This window comes from Brevibacillus nitrificans (assembly GCF_003710965.1).
Classification (GTDB): domain Bacteria; phylum Bacillota; class Bacilli; order Brevibacillales; family Brevibacillaceae; genus Brevibacillus; species Brevibacillus centrosporus.
This window is the reverse complement of the sequence record NZ_RHHU01000007.1, coordinates 1-18,360: the sequence shown is the minus strand read 5'-3', so window position 1 is coordinate 18,360 and position 18,360 is coordinate 1. Positions and strand designations below refer to the sequence as shown.

Here is an 18,360-nt window from a genome sequence, read left to right as displayed (position 1 = left end):
ATGAGGGCAAAAACGTTGCGGACGTGGCTGGAATATCTTCAATCAACAGACCGGCTTGCTGTCATTGAAAAACAGGTTCATCTGGAGTATGAGATTGCCGCCGTCGCCAAAAAATTGGATGGGAGAAAAGCAGCCTACTTCACTCGGGTGGAGGATTATCGGGTTCCCGTTGTTTCCGGCATTTGCTCGACGAGAGAGCAATTTGCGGAAGCTTTGGAAACGGATCAGTTTGGGTTGATACCCAAATTTACAGATGCCGTCAATTCCCCGCTCCCCTGCAGGCAGGTGCAAAACGGGGAAGCTCCGGTAAAGGAAAACATCGTATTAAAAGAAATAGATCTGATGAGGATGTTTCCGATTCCAGTGCATCATGAGAAAGACTCGGGCAACTACATCACCGCCGGTCTTTTTATCGTGCGCGACCCAGTCACTCGGAAGCAAAATGTGTCCATTCACCGTCTGCAAGTATCGGGGAAGAATCGCCTGGGGGCCTTGCTTCTGCCACGGCACACCTTTCATCTGTACAAACAGGCAGAGGAGGCGGGAAGACCACTTGAATGCGCCATCGTCATCGGCGTGGATCCGGCCACGCTGCTGGCGTCGCAAGCGAGTACACCGTTCGGTGTGGATGAACTGGAGATAGCCGGTGCCCTGCGCAATGAACCGCTGGAAGTAGTGAGGTGTGAAACGGTCGACATCGATGTTCCTGCTTTTGCGGAGATTGTACTGGAAGGCAGGATACTACCTCATGTCCGGGAGCCGGAAGGGCCGTTCGGTGAATTTCCCAAATACTACGGCCCGAAGAGCGACAAGGAGGTAGTGGAAATCACGGCGGTTACCCACCGCAACAATCCGATATTTTACACGATTGTGCCGGCTGCTTATGAGCATTTGCTGCTGGGCGGGATTCCGCGCGAGGCCAGTCTGTTCCAAACCGTCCGGCAAACGGTTCCGAGTGTGAAGGCTGTCCACATGAGTTCTGGGGGGACCTGCCGTTACCATGCGATCGTCTCGATCAGCAAACGAAACGAGGGGGAGGCGAAAAACGCGATCTTGGCCGCGCTTGCAAACAGTTTCGATATTAAGCATGTGGTTGTCGTCGATGAAGACGTGGATATCTATGACATGGAAGAAGTCGAATGGGCCATCGCCACCCGTTTTCAGGCGGAACGAGACTTGGTCGTCATTCATGGAGCACAGGGATCTAAATTGGACCCTTCTACGAACGAAGGAGTGGGTTCGAAGGTAGGATTTGACTGCACCGTACCCTTAAACAGCGAACCTATGCGGTATCTTCGCATAAGGATTCCTCAGTACGACGAGATCAAATTGGAGTATTACTTGAAATAATAAGGAGGCATCACTCCTAAGTCCTCTATTCGTTCAGGCCTTTTTTTGGAATGACGGTGGAATCGACGCGTGAGAGGAGTGGGGCTTGCGTGACGGGCATGATCCATGCTTTCTTCCTTCTTCTCGTGTTTCTGTCAGAGGTAGCTGCAATCATCGCGTATGGGTATTGGGGATTTCAATTTCATTCCTCTACATGGGTCAATTGGGCGCTGGGCAGCCGCAGCCGCCCTATATGCAGCGGGGCTCCCCAGATTGGCCTTTCTGTTTGGACTGTGTGTCCTCGTGTTACATGGAATGGACTACATGTTAGCTGATAAATAGCCGATCGTCGAAGTGACCGTCCGGGTAGTGCACCCCGGGCGGTTTTTTCTGTCCGTGCATGGCCTACGCACACAATGGGCATTTGTGCATAGGCTGTTGATAGCTTTTTGTACAGATAGGAATGAATATATCGAACGAAGTGAGAAAGCGAGACTTATGCCCTTTGGGTACTAATGCTCCGTCAATAGGCTTGGCGTAGCCAAGTCTTACGGAAAAAGAGGTGATGAGGTGATACGCCCGAGAAACCTGCCTGACCTGATCGCGTCGCTCCTGTGCATAGCTTTCGGTTTCATCGTGAGCAGGGAGGCTTATCGGCTGGAGAGCTATGCAGATTCCGTGTACGTCGGAGATCATACGTTGCCGTTTCTATTGGCGATCGTGTTTGTCGTGCTTGGCGCAGCCCTGCTGTTCCAATCGTTTCGGGCCAAGACGGGAGAGGAAGAAGCCGCAGCCCATGACCCCGAGTCACTGGCGGGGAACAGGGAAACATCGCGGTTGATCCTTTGCTTTGTCACCCTTTTTCTCTACGTTTGGCTGCTGGATTGGTTTGGCTACGTACTGGCAACAATGCTGGCTTCCTTTGTTTTGTTTCGCCTGATCGGTTTCTATCGATGGCTGACTTCTCTCTTCTTTTCCATTCTGCTCACCGGATGCTTGTATGTGGTGTTTATCTATTGGCTGCAAATTACTTTTTCGCGTGGATCTTTTTTTGATTGAAAGGAGGGGAGAACCGTGGATACCATTCAGCTTTTGATGGATGGGTTCTCTTCAGCGCTGTCGCTGGAGAATCTGCTCATGGCTGCGGTGGGGGCCTTGGTAGGAACCTTTGTAGGAGTGCTGCCCGGCCTCGGCCCCACTTCAGCTATCGCGATTCTCCTTCCCTTGACCGGGGTACTTGAGCCGACACAAGGCATCATTATGCTGGCGGGTATTTACTACGGAGCGATGTACGGAGGATCGACGACAGCTATTTTGCTCAATATTCCGGGAGAGCTGTCATCCGTGCCGACATGCTTGGACGGATATCCGCTGGCAAAGAAAGGGAAAGGTGGCCCGGCGTTGGGGATATCGGCGATCGCCTCATTCGGCGCTGGGGTGCTGGGTGTGATCGGTCTGGTCTTTTTTGCGCCGATTTTGGCAGATCAGGCTTTAAAGTTTGGGCCACCCGAGTATTTTGCGCTCATGCTGCTCGCCCTCACACTGATGGTCAGCTTGTCAGGAGGTTCTTTAATCAAGTCATTTTTAATGGGGGCATTCGGCTACGCGCTCTCGCTGGTCGGTTTGGGACCCTCTTCCGGTATGCCCCGATTTGATTATGGCGTCTCACAGCTGATGGGCGGCTTTGACATGATCAGCATCATTATTGGGCTGTTTGCTGTGATGGAAGTATTGAGAGGAATCGAGGAAAGACGCTCGGGAGCAACGATTGCCAAAACGGGAAGCGTCTATCCAGGCAAAGAAGAGCTGAAGAAAAGCGCGGCGCCGATGCTTCGGGGAGGGCTGGTCGGTTTCTTTCTCGGGCTGCTTCCAGGCTGCTCTGCGGCGATTACCGCCTTTCTCGCCTACGATCTGGAGAAAAAAGTATCCAAGCATCCGGAGCGTTTTGGCAACGGTGCGATTGAAGGAGTTGCTGCTCCGGAGGCTGCCAATAACGCAACGAGCAGCGCGGGCTTTATTCCCCTGTTCTCGCTGGGAATCCCCTCTTCACCTCCACTGGCGATCCTGCTTGCGGGCTTGATGATTTATGGTCTCACACCGGGACCTGTGCTGTTCGAGCAGCATGCTCCGTTTGTCTGGACGGTCATCGCCTCCATGTTCGTAGGCAACACCATGCTCCTGATCCTGAATTTGCCCATGGTATGGGTGTGGGTAAAGCTGACACGAGTGCCCTATGGCATTATGGCACCGATCATCCTGATGTTCTGCACGATTGGGGCATACAGCGTGCGAAACAGCCTGTTTGACGTCGGCACCGCTTTTTTGTTTGGGGTACTTGGATACTTGTTTCATAAATACAAATGGCCTGTCGTCCCACTCGTCCTGTGCTTTATTTTGGGACCGCTTCTGGAGGAGTCCTTCATTCAGACGATGGCGATGGGAGCAGGCAACATAGCGATTGTTTGGAGTCGACCGATTTCATTGGTGATTTTGATTGCGGCCGCCGCGCTGCTGGTGATTTCCATCCTGCTGAACAGAAGGACCAACAAACGGGTAAGGGAAGAGCAGGCGCGTGGGAGCGATGTCGCAAGCTAGTCAAGTACAGGAGGGGTCAGGGTTGAAAGCATATAAGCAATGGGCAACGGTGATGATGTCTTTTTTGATGGCGGTATCGATCAGTGCATGTGGGGCGAAGGAAGCTCCCTTGGCTGAACAAAGTGCGCCGAAGCCGGCACCTGCAGCACCTTCCTATCCGACCAAACAAATTGAGTATATCGTGCCTTATTCCGCAGGCGGCGGCGTCGATCTGGTCGCGAGGGCAACAGCAGACTATTTGAGCAAAGAGTGGGGGCAGCCCATCGTTGTCGTGAACAAAGCAGGTGGCGGGGGAGCTGTCGGAGCCGAGTATGCTTTGAAGCAGGCAAAGCCGGATGGCTACACAGCGCTGGCGGTCAACGTCTCGAATACGACGATGCTGACGGCTGGGATGGTTAATTCCCCAGTGAAAAATGAGGATCAGATTTATGCAGCACGGATTGGGAAAGGAACGCTGGCTTTTGCAGTCAAGGCGGACGCTCCCTGGAAGGATTTCACCGAGTTTTCCCAGTGGGTCAAAGAAAACCCTGAGCAACTGACCTGGACATCGGTTGGGCCAGCAGGATTTTCAGCCTTTGGCGTAGCGGAATGGATGGACACCATCGGCGCTGATTTTTCCAAGTCGAGGATGATTGTGACCAAGGGTGCCTCGGATTCCGTACCAAAAGTGGCAGGAGGACATGCGGTTTTGGCCGTGCATACGGTAGGAGAGATCATGCCAATGGTGCAGGCTGGCAAGGTGAAAATTCTCGCGGTATCCGGCACGGAAAGAAGTCCCTTTTTGCCAGATGTTCCTACGGCAGAGGAGCTGGGGATCAAAGGACTGACCGTTTTCTGGTGGACGGGAGTATCGTTTGCCAAAGGAACGCCTGATTACGTCGTGGAAAAATGGCAGGAATCGATCGCCAAGATGGAGAAGGATCCAGCGTTCGTGAAGAAGCTGTCGGAGATCCAGGTGGAAGCCGCCTATGCGAAAAGTGCTGATTTTATCCAGGATGTCAATCAAGAGACGGAGTATTACACCGGGCTGGCCACGAAAAAGAACATTCGCAAATAAGGTTTTTCCGATAGCAATACCTGAGCTGCATTTCAAATGAATGGCAGCTCTTTTTGGACGTGGTTGGAAAAGGTCGTAAAACGGTCTGAAAAGAGGATTTTTCAGCATTTTACAGAAGTCCATAATGATGGATAAAAATGAACAGGAAAAAGACAGATAGAAGCATCGTTAGTGGGGGGAGAAAATTGGCACTGCCAGGAGTGTGGGAACGATATAAGCAGCAATTTCTAGAAAATATCAGTGATGGATTTATTTCTTTTGACCGCCATTGGAATGTCCTTCACGTGAATACGAAAGGAAGTCTCCTGCTAACTAGCGAACGCGACGTACTGCTCGGGACGAACGTCTATGAGCATTGGCGCTTCAATGAGCCGGAATTTTTCGCGCAGCTCCGTCAAGTATCCGAGAGTCAGGTGGAAGCTGTTTTTATTGAATATTCGCAACGATTGCATGCGTGGTTTGAAGTAAAAGCCTTTCCGTCCGAGGAAGGGATCTATGTATTGTTTCGGGAAGTCGCCGCTTTTGTACAAAATGTGCAGCAGGAAAAGCAGTATTTTCATTCGCTCTTTGAACAGCATCCCGATGCCATTTACGCCATGAATCTATCTGGCTATTACATAAACGTAAATCCAGCTGCAGAAAGCTTGACCGGATATTCCCGGACGGAGCTTGTGAACCAGCATTTTCAAATGCACATTCATCCACAAGATTTGCCGCAAACGAAACAATGCTTTGACGCGGCAGCGAAAGGAGCCTCGCAGCGATTCGAAGCGAGGATTCGGACAAAAACGGGTGAAATGATCCGGATGAAGTTTACGAACATGCCGATCATGGTCGAGGGATCGATCGTTGGCGTGTACGGAATTGCCCAGGATATCACGCAGCAAAAAGAAATGGAAAATGCTTTGCAGATGAGCGAAAAGGCACTCGCGCATTCGCAGCGGATCGCTCGCGTGGGACACTGGGAAATGGTATTTGAGAAGCGGGTGTCCTATTGGTCAGAGGAGACCTTTCGGATCTTCGGGTTTGAGCCGCGACAGGAGCCCGTCTCCCTGGACCTGATTATGGCACATATTCACCCGGATGATCAAAAATGGGTTGAGCAGCAAATCAACCGTGCGCGTCATGGTCATCCCCTGCGCGTGGAATATCGGATTTTGCGTCCAGATGGAGAAGAACGCATCGTACTGTCCCAACGTGAGGTTCATTCAGATAGAGCCGATTCGACGAAAATGTTTGGGATCATTCAGGATATAACGGAGCAGAAGCGGACAGAGCAATTGCTGATCGAAAGCCAGCAACGGTATCAGTCGCTGATGACGTACAACGCGGATGGAGTAACGGCGATTGATTTGACTGGTGCGTACATCGAGGTCAATCCTGTCTTTGAACGGATGACAGGCTATCGAAAAGAAGAGCTGCTGCAGCTCTCGTATAGCGATTTGCTTGGGGAAGACGAAGCGGCGCAGGCAGGAGGGATTTGGGACTCGTTTGTCAAAGAAGGCGCTCCGTTTACTTTATCCTCAAAGCTGGTGCATAAAGAGGGACACGTGATTGAAGTGGCGACACACCATATTCCCATCATCGTGAATCGAGAGGTGACAGGCTATTTCACGATCTGGCGCGATACCTCTGGGCAAAAGCAGACGGATGAAATCCTGCGGCAGTCGGAAAAGCTGGCAGCAGTAGGGCAGCTGGCAGCAGCAGTCGCTCATGAGGTGCGCAATCCACTGACCTCTTTGAAAGGCTTTACCCAGCTTCTCCAGCATCAGTTCCCGACAGCGGACCAAAGCTACTTTGACATTATGAAGGGCGAGCTGGAGCGAATCGAGCTGATCTCGGGAGAGCTGCTGGTATTAGCCAAGCCCAAGCCAGAGCGATTCGAGCAAAGATGCGTCAACCAAATCGTAAACGATGTGGCTCTGCTGCTGGAATCGCAGGCCAATATGAGTGCCGTGGAGATCGAGCTGACTTTGGAAAGCGAGCTGCCTCCTATTTTTTGTGATGAGAATCAGTTGAAGCAGGTCTTTGTCAACATCATGAAAAACGGGATTGAGTCGATGAAGGACGGCGGAAAAATGAAAATCGCTTCGCAAAGACGCGCCCAGCATCTCGCTCTTTCCTTTACCGATGAAGGCTGCGGGATTCCGAAAGAAGAGCTGGATAAGATCGGGGATCCCTTTTACACCACGAAAGAGCAGGGCACGGGACTGGGCATGATGATTACCCAAAAAATCATTCAGCATCACAAGGGTGTCATGCAATTCGAAAGTGAAGTAGGGAAAGGGACTACCGTAACTGTCTTACTGCCAATAGAAGATATGTGAATGGTTTTAATTTTCTGTTATAATTAAAAAATATTTGCTGCAGTGACAGACGCAAGCTGGATGGAAGGCGGTAGGCATTCATGTTGATACGAGTAGCCGTAATTACACCTGAGGACTTTGCCCCGCGCATTACGGCGCACGCGGAACATTTCAACGACATTAAATTCACGACATACATATATCGGAATCCAATGGAGTGCGAGACGCTGGTGCAGCAAATTCAAGACTGCGACGTGCTGCTGTTTGCAGGGCCGCTTCCCTATTATTATGGGACAAGACGTTCTACCCGAAAGCCACAGCTGCCTTCTGTCTATATTCCTTCAGATGAGTATACGCTCACCTTGAACCTCGGCCATATCTTGCTGAACCGCGAGGAAGGTTTGCGCTTTTTATCCGTGGATACTCCGAAACAGATGTATTTGGAGCAAGCGGTTGCAGAATGGCAGCTGGATAACAGCGGCTGGCACGTGAAAGATTACAGCCAGATCGTCGATGGGGAGGGCACGCCTTTTGATCCCGAGGATATGATCCGTTTCCATCGTGAAAACTTCGAGAGCGGCAGGAGCAATCTGATTCTGACCAGTGTCGATTATGTCTATGAACGGCTGCGGCTGCTAGACATCCCGTGTATCAATATGATCGTACCGGAAAAGAGCATTCGCGAAACGGTGGCGAGGGCAGCTCACTTCGGACAGCTGATGATCAGCGAGAATGCCCAAATCGCAGTCGGACTTGCGGCGATCAACCAGCTGGAGGAGGGAGGCGGCACTCAGCCGGACGCAGGAATTATGCTGCAGCAGATGCTGCTTGATTTAGGAAAAGAGACGGATGCCTCGATCCAGCAGCTCGGCTTGGACCAATTTATCATCTATGGGACCCGAGGAAGCATTGAACAGATGACACGCAACTTCACGCAAATGCCTGCGATGGGAAACATGGAGGATTTATTTGGCGTGAGCATCAGTATGGGGTTTGGCTTTGGCATGACGGCAAAAGAGGCGGAAGCTCATGCACGGATCGGGTTGTTTCATGCTCGAAAGCAAGAGAGAAACAGCAGCGCGTTTCTGGTCACTCACGAAAAAGAGATCATCGGTCCCTTGAGTGCAAACAGCAAGACCTTTCATTTGAAGAGCGAAAATCGGGATTTGCTGCACGTGGCCGAGCAAACAGGGATTAGTGTGGCGACGGTCAGCAAGCTATCTGCGTTCATTAAATTGCGCCGAGAAAACAGCTTTACCGCAACAGATCTCGCGGAGTACCTGCAGCTGAGCAGGAGAAGTGCGGAGCGTGTTTTGAAAAAAATGGTGAATCATCAGTTTGTCGTACCTGTTGGCGAGGAGCAGCCTTATCGTCAGGGAAGACCAAGAGCCGTTTATCGAATCAATTTTTAGAAAATTCTCTTGACTGCCGTGTTTATTTTTCGTTATATTTTTTAATAATTAGCGACGAGATAACGACGTTTGTCGGTAATGGATGAAAAATAAGGGGGGATTCCGACATGGCTTCAAGAGTACCTCACGTTTTTGTTATTTTGTTTTCCGTTATTTTACTAGCAGCAATCGCTACTTACGTGGTAACGCCTGGTGAGTATGATCGGGCAGAGGATGCCAATGGCCGCATGATCGCCGTGGATGGCAGCTATCATCCAGTCGAAGCAGATCGAGCAGGCTTCATGGATGTCTTTCAAGCGGTCTATACGGGGATGACCGGGGCAGCGGACATTATCTTTTACATTTTTATTGTAGGTGGCTCGTTCGGTATTTTGCGCTCGACGAATGTCATTGAAGGCGCAGTGGGGAGTATCTCGAAAAGGATGGCGGGCAGGGAAAAGCTCATCATTCCGGTGCTCATGGTGTTCTTTGCGCTGGGTGGAGCGATGCTGGGTCTGGCGGAGGAAACGATTCCGTACATCACGATTCTCGTACCGCTCATGCTGCGGCTTGGCTTTGACTCAATGACAGGGGCTGCTGTCGTTCTGCTCGGTACTTCCGCAGGATTCGCCTCTGCCTTTATGAATCCATTTACCGTCGGGGTCGCCCAAGGAATTGCACAGATCCCGGTATTTTCGGGAATGGGTCTGCGCTTGATTATGTGGGTGGTGTTTGTCGGGGTCAGCATCTGGTTTGTGATGCGTTATGCAGATAAAGTGAAAAAGGATCCGCAGAGCAGCATTACTTACGACAGCGATCTGACACGGAAGGAAAAGCAGTCTCCTACCGAGCAGTTTGTCGGCTTGACCGGGAGACAGAAGCTGGTTTTGACGATCCTTTTGGCTACGCTGGTCGTACTGGCAATTGGGGTTTCAAAGCTCGGCTGGTACCTGACAGAAATCGCTGGCTTGTTCCTTTTGATGGGTGTCCTGATGGGGATTGTTTCCAAGCTGTCGTTAAACGATATTGCCGAGGCGTTCATCGAAGGCTGCCGTACGCTGGTGATGGGAGCATTGGTCGTCGGGGTTGCTCGTGGGATTCTCGTTGTTTTGCAGGATGGCAAGATCATGGATACCATACTGTACGGGCTGGCAAATGCGGTAGGCTCCCTGCCGACCAGTCTGACTGCGATCGGGATGTACTTCGTGCAATGTCTGATCAGCTATATTATCCCGTCTGGCAGTGGACAGGCTGCAGTCACGATGCCAATCATGGCTCCGCTTGGCGACCTGGTTGGTGTGACGCGCCAAACAGCTGTACTTGCTTTTCAGTTAGGAGACGGTATCTCCAACATTTTCACGCCGACTTCCGGCTATTTCATGGCAGGTCTCGCATTGGCGGGCGTCTCATGGGTGAAATGGGCCAAGTGGCTGCTGCCGTTGATCATCTGCCACTATATCCTGGGTGCCGTTTTCGTGACGATTGCGCACTTGATTGGCTATCAGTGAGTCCTTGTAAATAGAAAGGCGGATCCACAGTGAAAATTACATCGATTACCGTCTCAGGCATCAAGCTTCCCCTGATTCGGCCGTTTATCGTGGCTTACGAAACGTACTACGACATGCCCACACTGCTGGTCAAGGTGGAGACAGATGCAGGAATCACGGGGTACGGAGAAGCGACTCCCGACCAGCATGTGACGGGAGAGACCTGGGAGAGCACGTACAGCACACTTGTTCATCATCTGGCACCGCTCGTGATCGGGGAAGACCCGTTTGCAATCGAGCATCTTCACGAGAAAATGGCGGAGACGATTTACGGTTCTCCCTCCGCCAAAGCAGCGATCGATCTAGCCTGCTATGACATCATGGGCAAAGCGACAGGCCAGCCTGTCTACAACCTCATCGGAGGGCGCTATCACGAAGTCATGCCTGTGCCGTTTGTCGTCAGCATTATGGAGCCGCAGGTCATGGCACAGCAGGCAGCCGAGGCACTCCAAGACGGATACACCACGATCAAGATCAAGGTTGGAACAAATCCAGCCGTTGACGTGGAAAGAATCAAGGCGGTGCGAAAAGCGATTGGGGACAAAGTACAGCTGCGGGTCGACGCCAATCAGGGGTGGAGAAACAAGGCGCTGAGCATGTGGGTACTGGAGCAGGTAAAGGACTGCCATATCGATTGGATCGAACAGCCGGTGGTCGCGGACGACATAACAGCGCTGGCTGAGATTCGCCGCCAGATTCACATCCCGGTGATGATTGATGAAGGTGTGCACGGAGACCGCGAAATGCGGGAAACGATCGTCAAGCAGGCTGCTGACAAGCTGAACATCAAACTGATGAAATGCGGGGGCATCTATCCCGCACTGAAGCTGGTTGCCCAGGCCGAAATGGTCGGCATGGAATGTCAGGTCGGATCGATGGTCGAATCCGCCGTCGCCAGCGCGGCAGGTGCTCATCTGTCTGCGGCGAAAAAGACGATTATTTCGAATGAGCTGGTTGGGCCCATGATGTTCGCGCGGGATGTAGCAGAGTTCCCGTATGAGAAGAAAACGATCAGGCTGACAGAGCGACCGGGCCTGGGACTCGACGTCAACGAGCAGACCATCGCGGAACTGACGCAGATGTCTGCGGTCATTTCCGGGGAAAAGTAGAAGAGAAGGAGAAAGAGCGAGGGATCAGAGCCCTGCGCTCTTTTTTTGATAGGGGGCAGGGTGATACGGGAATTTAGGATGTTGGGAGATTGGGAGTCAACATATGTTCTGCTAGATTAACGGATTGAAGCGTGAGGAAATGGAGGAAGCAATGAAATTATTGCTTTGGTGTTTTGATGACGAACCAGTAACGATGACATTTGAAAGCTTTCAAGTTCAGTATTTAACAGGATGGTACAGTGAAAAGTTACTGACTGTCAGTAACAGTCTCACGATAATTTCCAGCCATTCTTTTTACGAGGGAATGTACCTGATCAATATGCCAAACAGTATCTGAGAGCTTTAGATGGAGTTGGATTAACAACGCTACAACCTCATCTACATTGTCAGTAGGTAAAGACTTATATGAGCTGAGAATTCTAGTCAAATCACTGAGAACTTGAGAATAGTCAATAAGGTCATTCTTTAATTCTAAAAACTCTGTAGCCTGAATAACCTCAGAATTGCATTTCTGATTCAGTTCTTCAAGTAAGATTACTATTTGCTCCATTTGGTTGAACAAAGAGATTCACCTCATCCACAAGTTTCACTTTAATTAATCACAATAGCTATTGAGGAAAATTACCTGTCTTTGAACCAAACTAACACCTTGTTAATGAATTTGTCGACAGGAATACTTGAGGGATTAACGAAGAGACCCGACAAATAATCTTCTAGGTATCCTTTCAACTCCGAGTTTCCAGTTGAAGAATGGAGTAAGCTGACAACCTTAATAGAATACGAGTCATATTCATCTTCCGGTGCTCCCATTTCAATGAAACCCATGGGATCCCAATCGTTCATAAGCATCCGGATATGCTTTAAATCCTGGGAGTATCGTTTTTTCATTGCTCCATTCATAGAATCCTCCTTTATTTGATAGCAGTTTATCACATCGAAGAAGGCAGTAAAAAACAGTAATCGAGGGCAACTAAATTGTACGCTAGAGGCGTAAACGAAGTGGTCATTCTTAGATGGGTTTTATCGGGCTTGGGGGGAGCTGCTGTTGGGCTGGGAGCGCTAATCTATCATTAGGTAGCTTAACAAAACGGTATTTCAGTGCCTTATATGGTGGTTTTGAATGTCTTGGAGCCAATAATAACCTAAGAAAATCAATACAGCTAGGGTAGCTAAAACGTAGAGCCATCTGATGTAGAGAGACGTAGAAGAAACAACGAGACCCCAAGCTGTAAGTAAACTCATCACCAGTACCATGAAATCACTCCCAATAGAATGAAATACGGGTTAGGTGATTCATGGTAATTGAACCGAAACGCTTATTAATTCCACCAGTAGTTGTCAATAATCTTGGCTGGTCACGAGGATATTTTGAAACAGTTGGGCATTCTTATAGCCCAGAATGTAAAAAACGAAAAGAAAAACAAGCTCAATAAGATAATCAATATCCGCATGGGAAAGTCACTCCTTCATTCGTAAATCTTGCCCTTACGAGACACTAGAATCTCGAAAGGGTATTTTTTTTGCAAATCAGCAAGTATCAAATCGAATCAAAGTTAATAAAAATGAGTCAGAGTAAATCATCAACCTTTCCTTTCATGACTGGCTGGTTTCAGAGGAGGAGTTTGCCATCCTGCAAGCGGAACGCTACGAAAAGATTACACAGTACGTGAATCAAAAAGGATTTGCTTCCATTGCTGAGTTGACGGAGTTGTTGGATGTATCGAAACCAACCGTGCTACGCGATCTGCTGAAGCTGGAAGAACAGCAACTGATCATTCGCACCTATGGCGGAGCGGCCAGTCTGCACAAAGGAACGAATTTTGAGCCCCGGCACTCCGAAAAAGAAAGGCAAGCAGCGGAAAACAAGGAAATGATCGCGCAGCTGGCACTCACCTTTATCCATCCGGGGGAGACGATTCTGCTCGACAGTGGTTCGACGGCGCTGATGCTGGCAAAGCAACTGGTCAAGGCGAAAAACATTACGGTCATCACCAATGACATCAAGAGCGCGATGTGCCTGTGTGAAAACGAGGCCATTGATCTGGTCGTGCTGGGAGGCCAAAGGCGCAGAGGTGTATACAGCCTCGTCGGTCCGTTTACAGAGATGCTTCTGCAAAATTTGAACGTGGATAAAGTGTTTTTGGGAGCAGACGCTGTCGACATTCAAAAGGGAATTACGAACTCCAATATCGATGAACTCAACATCAAGAAAGGGATGATAGCCATAGCCAAAGAGGTGATCTTATTGGCCGACAGCAGCAAATTTGAACAGGTTGCGTTTTCTCACATTGCCAATTTGGACGTGTTGGATGCCATTATCACTGACAGACATATTGAGCAAAAGGGCGTACTCAAAGCGCTGCAGGAGAAGGGAATTTACGTTCACATTGCTGGAAAAGTCCAGAAGGGAGGAAAAGAAGAACCCAAATAAAGGGCACGAGTAGCGTTGCGAGTTCATTTTGGAGGGTGAAGCAGATGAAAACAGTGATTATCGCCTGTGGGGCAGGCATTGCGACATCTACGTTGATTTGCGACAGAGTGAAACATTTGTTGAGTGAAAACGGGATTGCTGCGGACATCATTCAGTGCACGGTGGCGGATATTGCCGGACACGCGGCAAGGGCAGATCTGATCATTACCTCCATGAAACTGGAAAACAGGTACGACAAGCCAATCGTGACGGCGATCTCTTTTTTGACCGGCATTGGGCGTGAGCAGACGGAACAGGAGATTTTGGGGCATCTCAAATAAACGCGCTGACGAAAAGGGGGAAGAAGAATGGAAGCCATCCTGCAAGTTTTTACTTATCTTAGCGATCTTGGCTCCATGGTGATGATTCCGATCATCATCGCGATTGTCGGTCTCTGCTTTCGACTCAGTTTTTTGCGGGCGATCCGTGCAGGTGTCACGGTAGGGATCGGATTCGTGGGCTTGAACCTCGTGCTCGGCATTATTTGGACGTATATTGGCCCCATTACTACTATTTTCGTCGAGAAATTTCATCTGCAATTAACCGTGATCGACGCTGGATGGGCGGCAGCGGCAGGCGTCGCCTTTGCTACCAAGGTGGGGGCCGTGATTATTCCCTTTACCCTTCTTGTCAACGTCCTGATGCTGATCTCCAAACAGACGCGTACGGTCAATATCGACATCTGGAACTACTGGCATTTTGCTTTTACGGGCGCAGTCGTCATGACCGTTACTAGCAGCATGGTCTATGGCTTGTTGGCAGCGGCAGCCCATTGTATCGTCGCACTGAAGATGGCGGACCTATCCGCAGAGCGCGTCCAAAAGGAAATCGGCATCCCTGGAATCTCCGTCGCGCAAGGCTATGCGATCTCTTCTGTCCCTGTTTACATGCTGTTGGAAAAGCTGTATGACAAGATTCCTGGACTGCAAAATCGCAAGACGGATACCTCGTCCATCCAAGCCAAGCTCGGAGTGATGGGCGAGCCGATGATGATCGGGTTGGTTTTAGGGATCCTGATTGGCATCTTTGTCGGCTACGATCTGAAAAAGGTTCTGGAGCTGGGTATCGCGATGGGCTCCCTGATGCTGTTATTGCCGCGGATGGTAAAGGTCATTATGGAAGGATTGGTCCCGATATCGGAGGGGGCTCGCTCGTTTATGGAAAAACGTTTCAAAGGCTCGGAGTTTTACATCGGGCTTGATTCCGCTGTGACGCTTGGACACCCGACGACCATTACGGTGGGCATTTTGCTCATACCCATTACTCTTGTATTGGCCATGATTCTTCCTCTTAATTCCACGCTTCCTCTGGGCGATTTGGCAGCGACAGCCTTCTTTATTTCCATGGCTACACCCATTCATCGTGGAGATTTTGTCCGCACGCTGATCAGCGGCACGATTATGATGGCAATTGTGCTCCTGTTCGCCAGCTATTTTGCCCCCATCATCACGGATACGGCAAAAAATACGGGCTTTACGTTCCCCGAAGGCGCGACGCAAATTACTGCTCTGTCCGCGGGCAACTGGGTGGCGTTTGTGATCAGCAAGCTGATGTCGCTTCAAGCGCTTGGGGTAGCGATTGTCGTTGTCCTGGTGGGGGCTTTGCTGGCATTCAGCAAAAAGCTCGTGTTGCCCAAATAAAAAAGCATCAACAGGTTGGAGGGAGAGGAGTCGTGCAATGACTTGGCTAAAAGACGTGTTGGGGACGGAAAAGGCGATTATCGCAATGTGCCACATCCTGCCGCTACCGGGAGACCCGTACTACGACAAAGGAAAAGGAATGGAGTACGTCGTCGAGATGACCCGCAAGGACTTATTAGCCCTACAGGAGGGTGGCGTCGATGCCGTCATGTTTTCCAATGAATTCAGCCTGCCGTATCTGACGGATGTAAAAACGGAGACGGTCGCCGCGATGGCACGGATCATCGGAGAACTAAAAAAAGAGATTACCGTACCGTTTGGGGTGAACGTCCTATGGGATGCGAAAAAATCACTAGATTTGGCTGCTGCCACCGGAGCCGGGTTCGTCCGTGAAATCTTTACGGGCGTCTACGCGAGCGACTTTGGCACATGGGATACGAATGTAGGAGAGACTACTCGGCATCAGCATCGGATCGGAGCGGAACAGGTGAAGCTGCTGTTTAATATCGTTCCGGAGGCTGCCAAGTACATGGCTGATCGTGATATCGAAAGCATCGCCAAATCCACAGTTTTTAACAATCGTCCAGACGCGCTTTGTGTCTCGGGGCTGACAGCGGGAACCGAGACGGATGCACAGCTGCTGCAAAGGGTAAAGGCCGTCGTACCGCACACAGTCGTACTGGCCAATACGGGGATGCGGCTAGAGAATGTGGAGCAACAGCTCGCGATTGCAGATGGGGCTGTTGTCGGGACCACCTTCAAGGTCGATGGCAAATTTGAGAATCACGTCGATCGGAATCGCGTTCAAGCATTCATGGAGAAAGTCAAAGCTTTTCGCACTCACTGGCAGTCGGAGGCCGAGGTACCATGATCATTTCCCCTTCGATTGCGTCCGCAAATCCGTTGCGTCTGGAGGAGGAAGTCAAACGACTGGACACGACTCTGTACACAGACCTGCATGTTGACATCGAGGACGGTCACTTTATTCCCAACATCACATTTGGCATGAAAACCGTGAAAAGCCTGCGCGACGTGACCGACCTCCCGTTTTCGTTTCACTTGATGGTGTCCAATCCATTCAACTATCTGGAGGAAATCTGCGCCTGCCAACCAAGCGTGATTTTCGTTCATGTCGAAGCACTCGATTACCCCAGCTCGTTTGTTGACGCCGTGCAGCGTAGAGGAGTGAAGGCAGGGCTGGCATTTAACCCCAAGACAACGACTGCGCCTTTTCACTATGTGTTGAGCCGCGCCGATGCCGTCCTGATCATGACAGCAGAACCGGATGGACAGGGACAGCAATTTATCCCTGCCATGATAGAAAAAGCGAAGCAAGTCGGAATGGCAGCTCCCTCCATTGAACGGTGGGTAGATGGGGGAGTCACTACTGATCGACTGGAGGAGTTGGAGCGTATCGGGGTTACCCATGCTGTGATGGGCAGAGCTTTGTTTGGGCAAAAGTAGGAAAGCTCCGCCTTGACACAACGAGATCATCAAGGTAAGTCATATAGTAACTTGAATCGGAGACGATCTAATAAAGGGGATACGCTTGTTTATTGAAGCTAACCGGAGGCGTTAGGTCAATGAACCAGAGGCAGTCTAGGAGTTGTTGATCGTGCCCTGGATTGCCTCTGGCTTTCTATTAGTTCCTAATACTACCATTGCTTTTTCCCTCTATACCTGCTAGTATTCTAATTCTTGACGCAGAATTGAGCCAAAAGCTCAGCCGAGAAGAGTTTATTCTCTGATCAGGAAAAGGAAAATTGTGTAGGTGGGGTTAACTCAAGAAGGAAGCGATCCCGTCAGCCTCCACCACTATCATATCGTCGCGGGATGGAGCAGCTCGGTAGCTCGTCGGGCTCATAACCCGAAGGTCGCAGGTTCAAATCCTGCTCCCGCAACCAAATTTTCTCCTTGTACAACCTGCTCAAGGAGGATCAAAGTGCCCGTTGGGTGTAATCAAAATGGAGCTGTGGTGAAGTTGGAGTTCACGCCGGTCTGTCACACCGGAGGTCGCGGGTTCGAGTCCCGTCAGCTCCGCCATTTTTTGTAGAATGGCAGCAGAAACAAATGAGGCTCGGTAGCTCAGTCGGTAGAGCAGAGGACTGAAAATCCTCGTGTCGGCGGTTCGATTCCGTCCCGAGCCACCATAATAAATGTGCCGGTGTAGCTCAATTGGTAGAGCACCTGACTTGTAATCAGGGGGTTGTGGGTTCAAGTCCTATCGCCGGCACCATGTTTTCTTTGGGGAGATAGCGAAGTGGCTAAACGCGGCAGACTGTAAATCTGCTCCCTCTGGGTTCGGCGGTTCGAATCCGTCTCTCCCCACCATTTTATATTTGGCTTTTGGGATACAGCCGAGCGGTAAGGCAACGGACTTTGTCTCCGTTACTCCTAGATTCGAATTCTGTTCCCCAGCCATATTTGCACGAGCCATTAGCTCAGTTGGTAGAGCATCTGACTTTTAATCAGAGGGTCGAAGGTTCGAGTCCTTCATGGCTCACCAGTTTTTATTCATCAAAAAGTGAAGCGTGCCGCTGGAGCACATTCCGAGTCCTTTTCGGGGACTCCGGTATTTTATATGCGGTCGCGGTGGAATTGGCAGACGCACCATCTTGAGAGGGTGGCGGGGCGACCCGTGCGTGTCTCGCTCATACCATATCATTCTAAGTACAAGAGTGAAAAAAGCACTTGAATTACTGATTCATTCATGTTATATTAATGTTCTGTCCGCAAGAAGTTTAATGCGACAGAATAAATTAAGTGGAATTGAAAAAAGTGTTGACTTGTTTCTCTTGATTTGATAGTATGAAATTCCGCGGTTAAGGCCGCTGGACAAAATGCTCTTTGAAAACTGAACAGCGAAAGCGTTGATGAGTCTATCATTAATGATTTGCCAGCTTTGAACCAGATGCA

16 protein-coding genes and 7 tRNA genes are annotated in these 18,360 nt (G+C 50.2%); 21 read left to right on the top strand and 2 right to left on the bottom strand.

What is annotated here, in order from left to right; all coding sequences use genetic code 11:
• From EDM59_RS12625 to EDM59_RS12585, 9 genes are all read left to right on the top strand, one after another.
• Positions 1–1,350 carry a UbiD family decarboxylase gene (locus tag EDM59_RS12625; RefSeq protein ID WP_122923916.1) on the top strand — a complete coding sequence of 450 codons (1,350 nt, stop codon included), beginning with the start codon at positions 1–3 and terminating at the stop codon, positions 1,348–1,350.
• Positions 1,351–1,400: 50 nt separating this feature from the next.
• Positions 1,401–1,664, top strand: a complete 264-nt coding sequence (locus EDM59_RS31765) for a DUF2568 domain-containing protein (RefSeq protein WP_122923915.1) — start codon at positions 1,401–1,403, stop codon at positions 1,662–1,664.
• 235 nt (positions 1,665–1,899) lie between these two features.
• Positions 1,900–2,388 (top strand): tripartite tricarboxylate transporter TctB family protein, encoded by a 489-nt coding sequence (locus EDM59_RS12615; protein ID WP_122923914.1) that lies wholly within the window; start codon positions 1,900–1,902, stop codon positions 2,386–2,388.
• Between the two features lie 36 nt (positions 2,389–2,424).
• Positions 2,425–3,924: a tripartite tricarboxylate transporter permease gene (locus EDM59_RS12610; protein WP_122924049.1), complete on the top strand. Its 1,500-nt coding sequence runs from the start codon at positions 2,425–2,427 to the stop codon at positions 3,922–3,924.
• 22 nt (positions 3,925–3,946) lie between these two features.
• Complete coding sequence (locus tag EDM59_RS12605; protein ID WP_246011019.1) at positions 3,947–4,981, top strand: tripartite tricarboxylate transporter substrate binding protein; 1,035 nt, start codon at positions 3,947–3,949, stop codon at positions 4,979–4,981.
• A gap of 185 nt (positions 4,982–5,166) precedes the next feature.
• Positions 5,167–7,308 (top strand): PAS domain-containing sensor histidine kinase, encoded by a 2,142-nt coding sequence (locus EDM59_RS12600; RefSeq protein ID WP_183192900.1) that lies wholly within the window; start codon positions 5,167–5,169, stop codon positions 7,306–7,308.
• Positions 7,309–7,388: 80 nt separating this feature from the next.
• Complete coding sequence (locus EDM59_RS12595) at positions 7,389–8,699, top strand: transcriptional regulator (protein WP_122923912.1); 1,311 nt, start codon at positions 7,389–7,391, stop codon at positions 8,697–8,699.
• Between the two features lie 107 nt (positions 8,700–8,806).
• Positions 8,807–10,186, top strand: a complete 1,380-nt coding sequence (locus tag EDM59_RS12590; protein ID WP_122923911.1) for a YfcC family protein — start codon at positions 8,807–8,809, stop codon at positions 10,184–10,186.
• 29 nt (positions 10,187–10,215) lie between these two features.
• Positions 10,216–11,334, top strand: coding sequence for a mandelate racemase/muconate lactonizing enzyme family protein (locus tag EDM59_RS12585; RefSeq protein ID WP_122923910.1), 1,119 nt, complete (start codon positions 10,216–10,218; stop codon positions 11,332–11,334).
• A 247-nt stretch (positions 11,335–11,581) separates the two neighbouring features.
• On the opposite strand, the gene EDM59_RS12580 is transcribed toward EDM59_RS12585, so the two are convergent.
• Entirely contained in the window at positions 11,582–11,896 is a 315-nt protein-coding gene (locus tag EDM59_RS12580; protein WP_122923909.1) for a hypothetical protein, read from the bottom strand.
• A 59-nt stretch (positions 11,897–11,955) separates the two neighbouring features.
• Positions 11,956–12,234, bottom strand: coding sequence for a hypothetical protein (locus EDM59_RS12575; protein WP_122923908.1), 279 nt, complete (start codon positions 12,232–12,234; stop codon positions 11,956–11,958).
• A 676-nt stretch (positions 12,235–12,910) separates the two neighbouring features.
• Here EDM59_RS12575 and EDM59_RS12570 point away from each other — a divergent pair.
• From EDM59_RS12570 to EDM59_RS12515, 12 genes are all read left to right on the top strand, one after another.
• Positions 12,911–13,765 (top strand): DeoR/GlpR family DNA-binding transcription regulator, encoded by an 855-nt coding sequence (locus EDM59_RS12570; protein WP_342769203.1) that lies wholly within the window; start codon positions 12,911–12,913, stop codon positions 13,763–13,765.
• A gap of 44 nt (positions 13,766–13,809) precedes the next feature.
• Entirely contained in the window at positions 13,810–14,085 is a 276-nt protein-coding gene (locus tag EDM59_RS12565; RefSeq protein WP_092277528.1) for a PTS sugar transporter subunit IIB, read from the top strand.
• A gap of 27 nt (positions 14,086–14,112) precedes the next feature.
• The gene (locus tag EDM59_RS12560; protein ID WP_122923906.1) at positions 14,113–15,444 is read left to right on the top strand and encodes a PTS galactitol transporter subunit IIC; all 1,332 of its coding nucleotides are present in this window, start codon (positions 14,113–14,115) and stop codon (positions 15,442–15,444) included.
• Between the two features lie 37 nt (positions 15,445–15,481).
• Entirely contained in the window at positions 15,482–16,315 is an 834-nt protein-coding gene (locus tag EDM59_RS12555) for a BtpA/SgcQ family protein (RefSeq protein WP_122923905.1), read from the top strand.
• Positions 16,312–16,908: a beta/alpha barrel domain-containing protein gene (locus EDM59_RS12550; RefSeq protein ID WP_122923904.1), complete on the top strand. Its 597-nt coding sequence runs from the start codon at positions 16,312–16,314 to the stop codon at positions 16,906–16,908. The genes EDM59_RS12555 and EDM59_RS12550 overlap by 4 nt, the downstream gene beginning before the upstream one ends.
• Before the next feature lie 363 nt (positions 16,909–17,271).
• Positions 17,272–17,348 (top strand) — tRNA-Met (locus EDM59_RS12545).
• A gap of 62 nt (positions 17,349–17,410) precedes the next feature.
• Positions 17,411–17,487 (top strand) — tRNA-Asp (locus tag EDM59_RS12540).
• A gap of 31 nt (positions 17,488–17,518) precedes the next feature.
• A tRNA-Phe gene (locus EDM59_RS12535) sits at positions 17,519–17,594 on the top strand.
• Positions 17,595–17,604: 10 nt separating this feature from the next.
• A tRNA-Thr gene (locus tag EDM59_RS12530) sits at positions 17,605–17,680 on the top strand.
• A 10-nt stretch (positions 17,681–17,690) separates the two neighbouring features.
• Positions 17,691–17,775 (top strand) — tRNA-Tyr (locus EDM59_RS12525).
• Positions 17,776–17,790: 15 nt separating this feature from the next.
• A tRNA-Gln gene (locus tag EDM59_RS12520) sits at positions 17,791–17,865 on the top strand.
• A gap of 9 nt (positions 17,866–17,874) precedes the next feature.
• A tRNA-Lys gene (locus EDM59_RS12515) sits at positions 17,875–17,950 on the top strand.
• Positions 17,951–18,360 lie beyond the last annotated feature (410 nt).

Excerpts from the sequence above, each read along its gene's own strand:
- EDM59_RS12555 (WP_122923905.1), top strand. The coding sequence starts at position 15,482 with ATGACTTGGCTAAAAGACGTGTTGGGGACGGAAAAGGCGATTATCGCA.
- EDM59_RS12565 (WP_092277528.1), top strand. The coding sequence starts at position 13,810 with ATGAAAACAGTGATTATCGCCTGTGGGGCAGGCATTGCGACATCTACG.
- EDM59_RS12610 (WP_122924049.1), top strand. The coding sequence starts at position 2,425 with ATGGATGGGTTCTCTTCAGCGCTGTCGCTGGAGAATCTGCTCATGGCT.
- EDM59_RS31765 (WP_122923915.1), top strand. The coding sequence starts at position 1,401 with ATGACGGTGGAATCGACGCGTGAGAGGAGTGGGGCTTGCGTGACGGGC.
- EDM59_RS12560 (WP_122923906.1), top strand. The coding sequence starts at position 14,113 with ATGGAAGCCATCCTGCAAGTTTTTACTTATCTTAGCGATCTTGGCTCC.
- EDM59_RS12625 (WP_122923916.1), top strand. The coding sequence starts at position 1 with ATGAGGGCAAAAACGTTGCGGACGTGGCTGGAATATCTTCAATCAACA.
- EDM59_RS12575 (WP_122923908.1), bottom strand. The coding sequence starts at position 12,234 with ATGAATGGAGCAATGAAAAAACGATACTCCCAGGATTTAAAGCATATC.
- EDM59_RS12595 (WP_122923912.1), top strand. The coding sequence starts at position 7,389 with ATGTTGATACGAGTAGCCGTAATTACACCTGAGGACTTTGCCCCGCGC.
- EDM59_RS12550 (WP_122923904.1), top strand. The coding sequence starts at position 16,312 with ATGATCATTTCCCCTTCGATTGCGTCCGCAAATCCGTTGCGTCTGGAG.
- EDM59_RS12590 (WP_122923911.1), top strand. The coding sequence starts at position 8,807 with ATGGCTTCAAGAGTACCTCACGTTTTTGTTATTTTGTTTTCCGTTATT.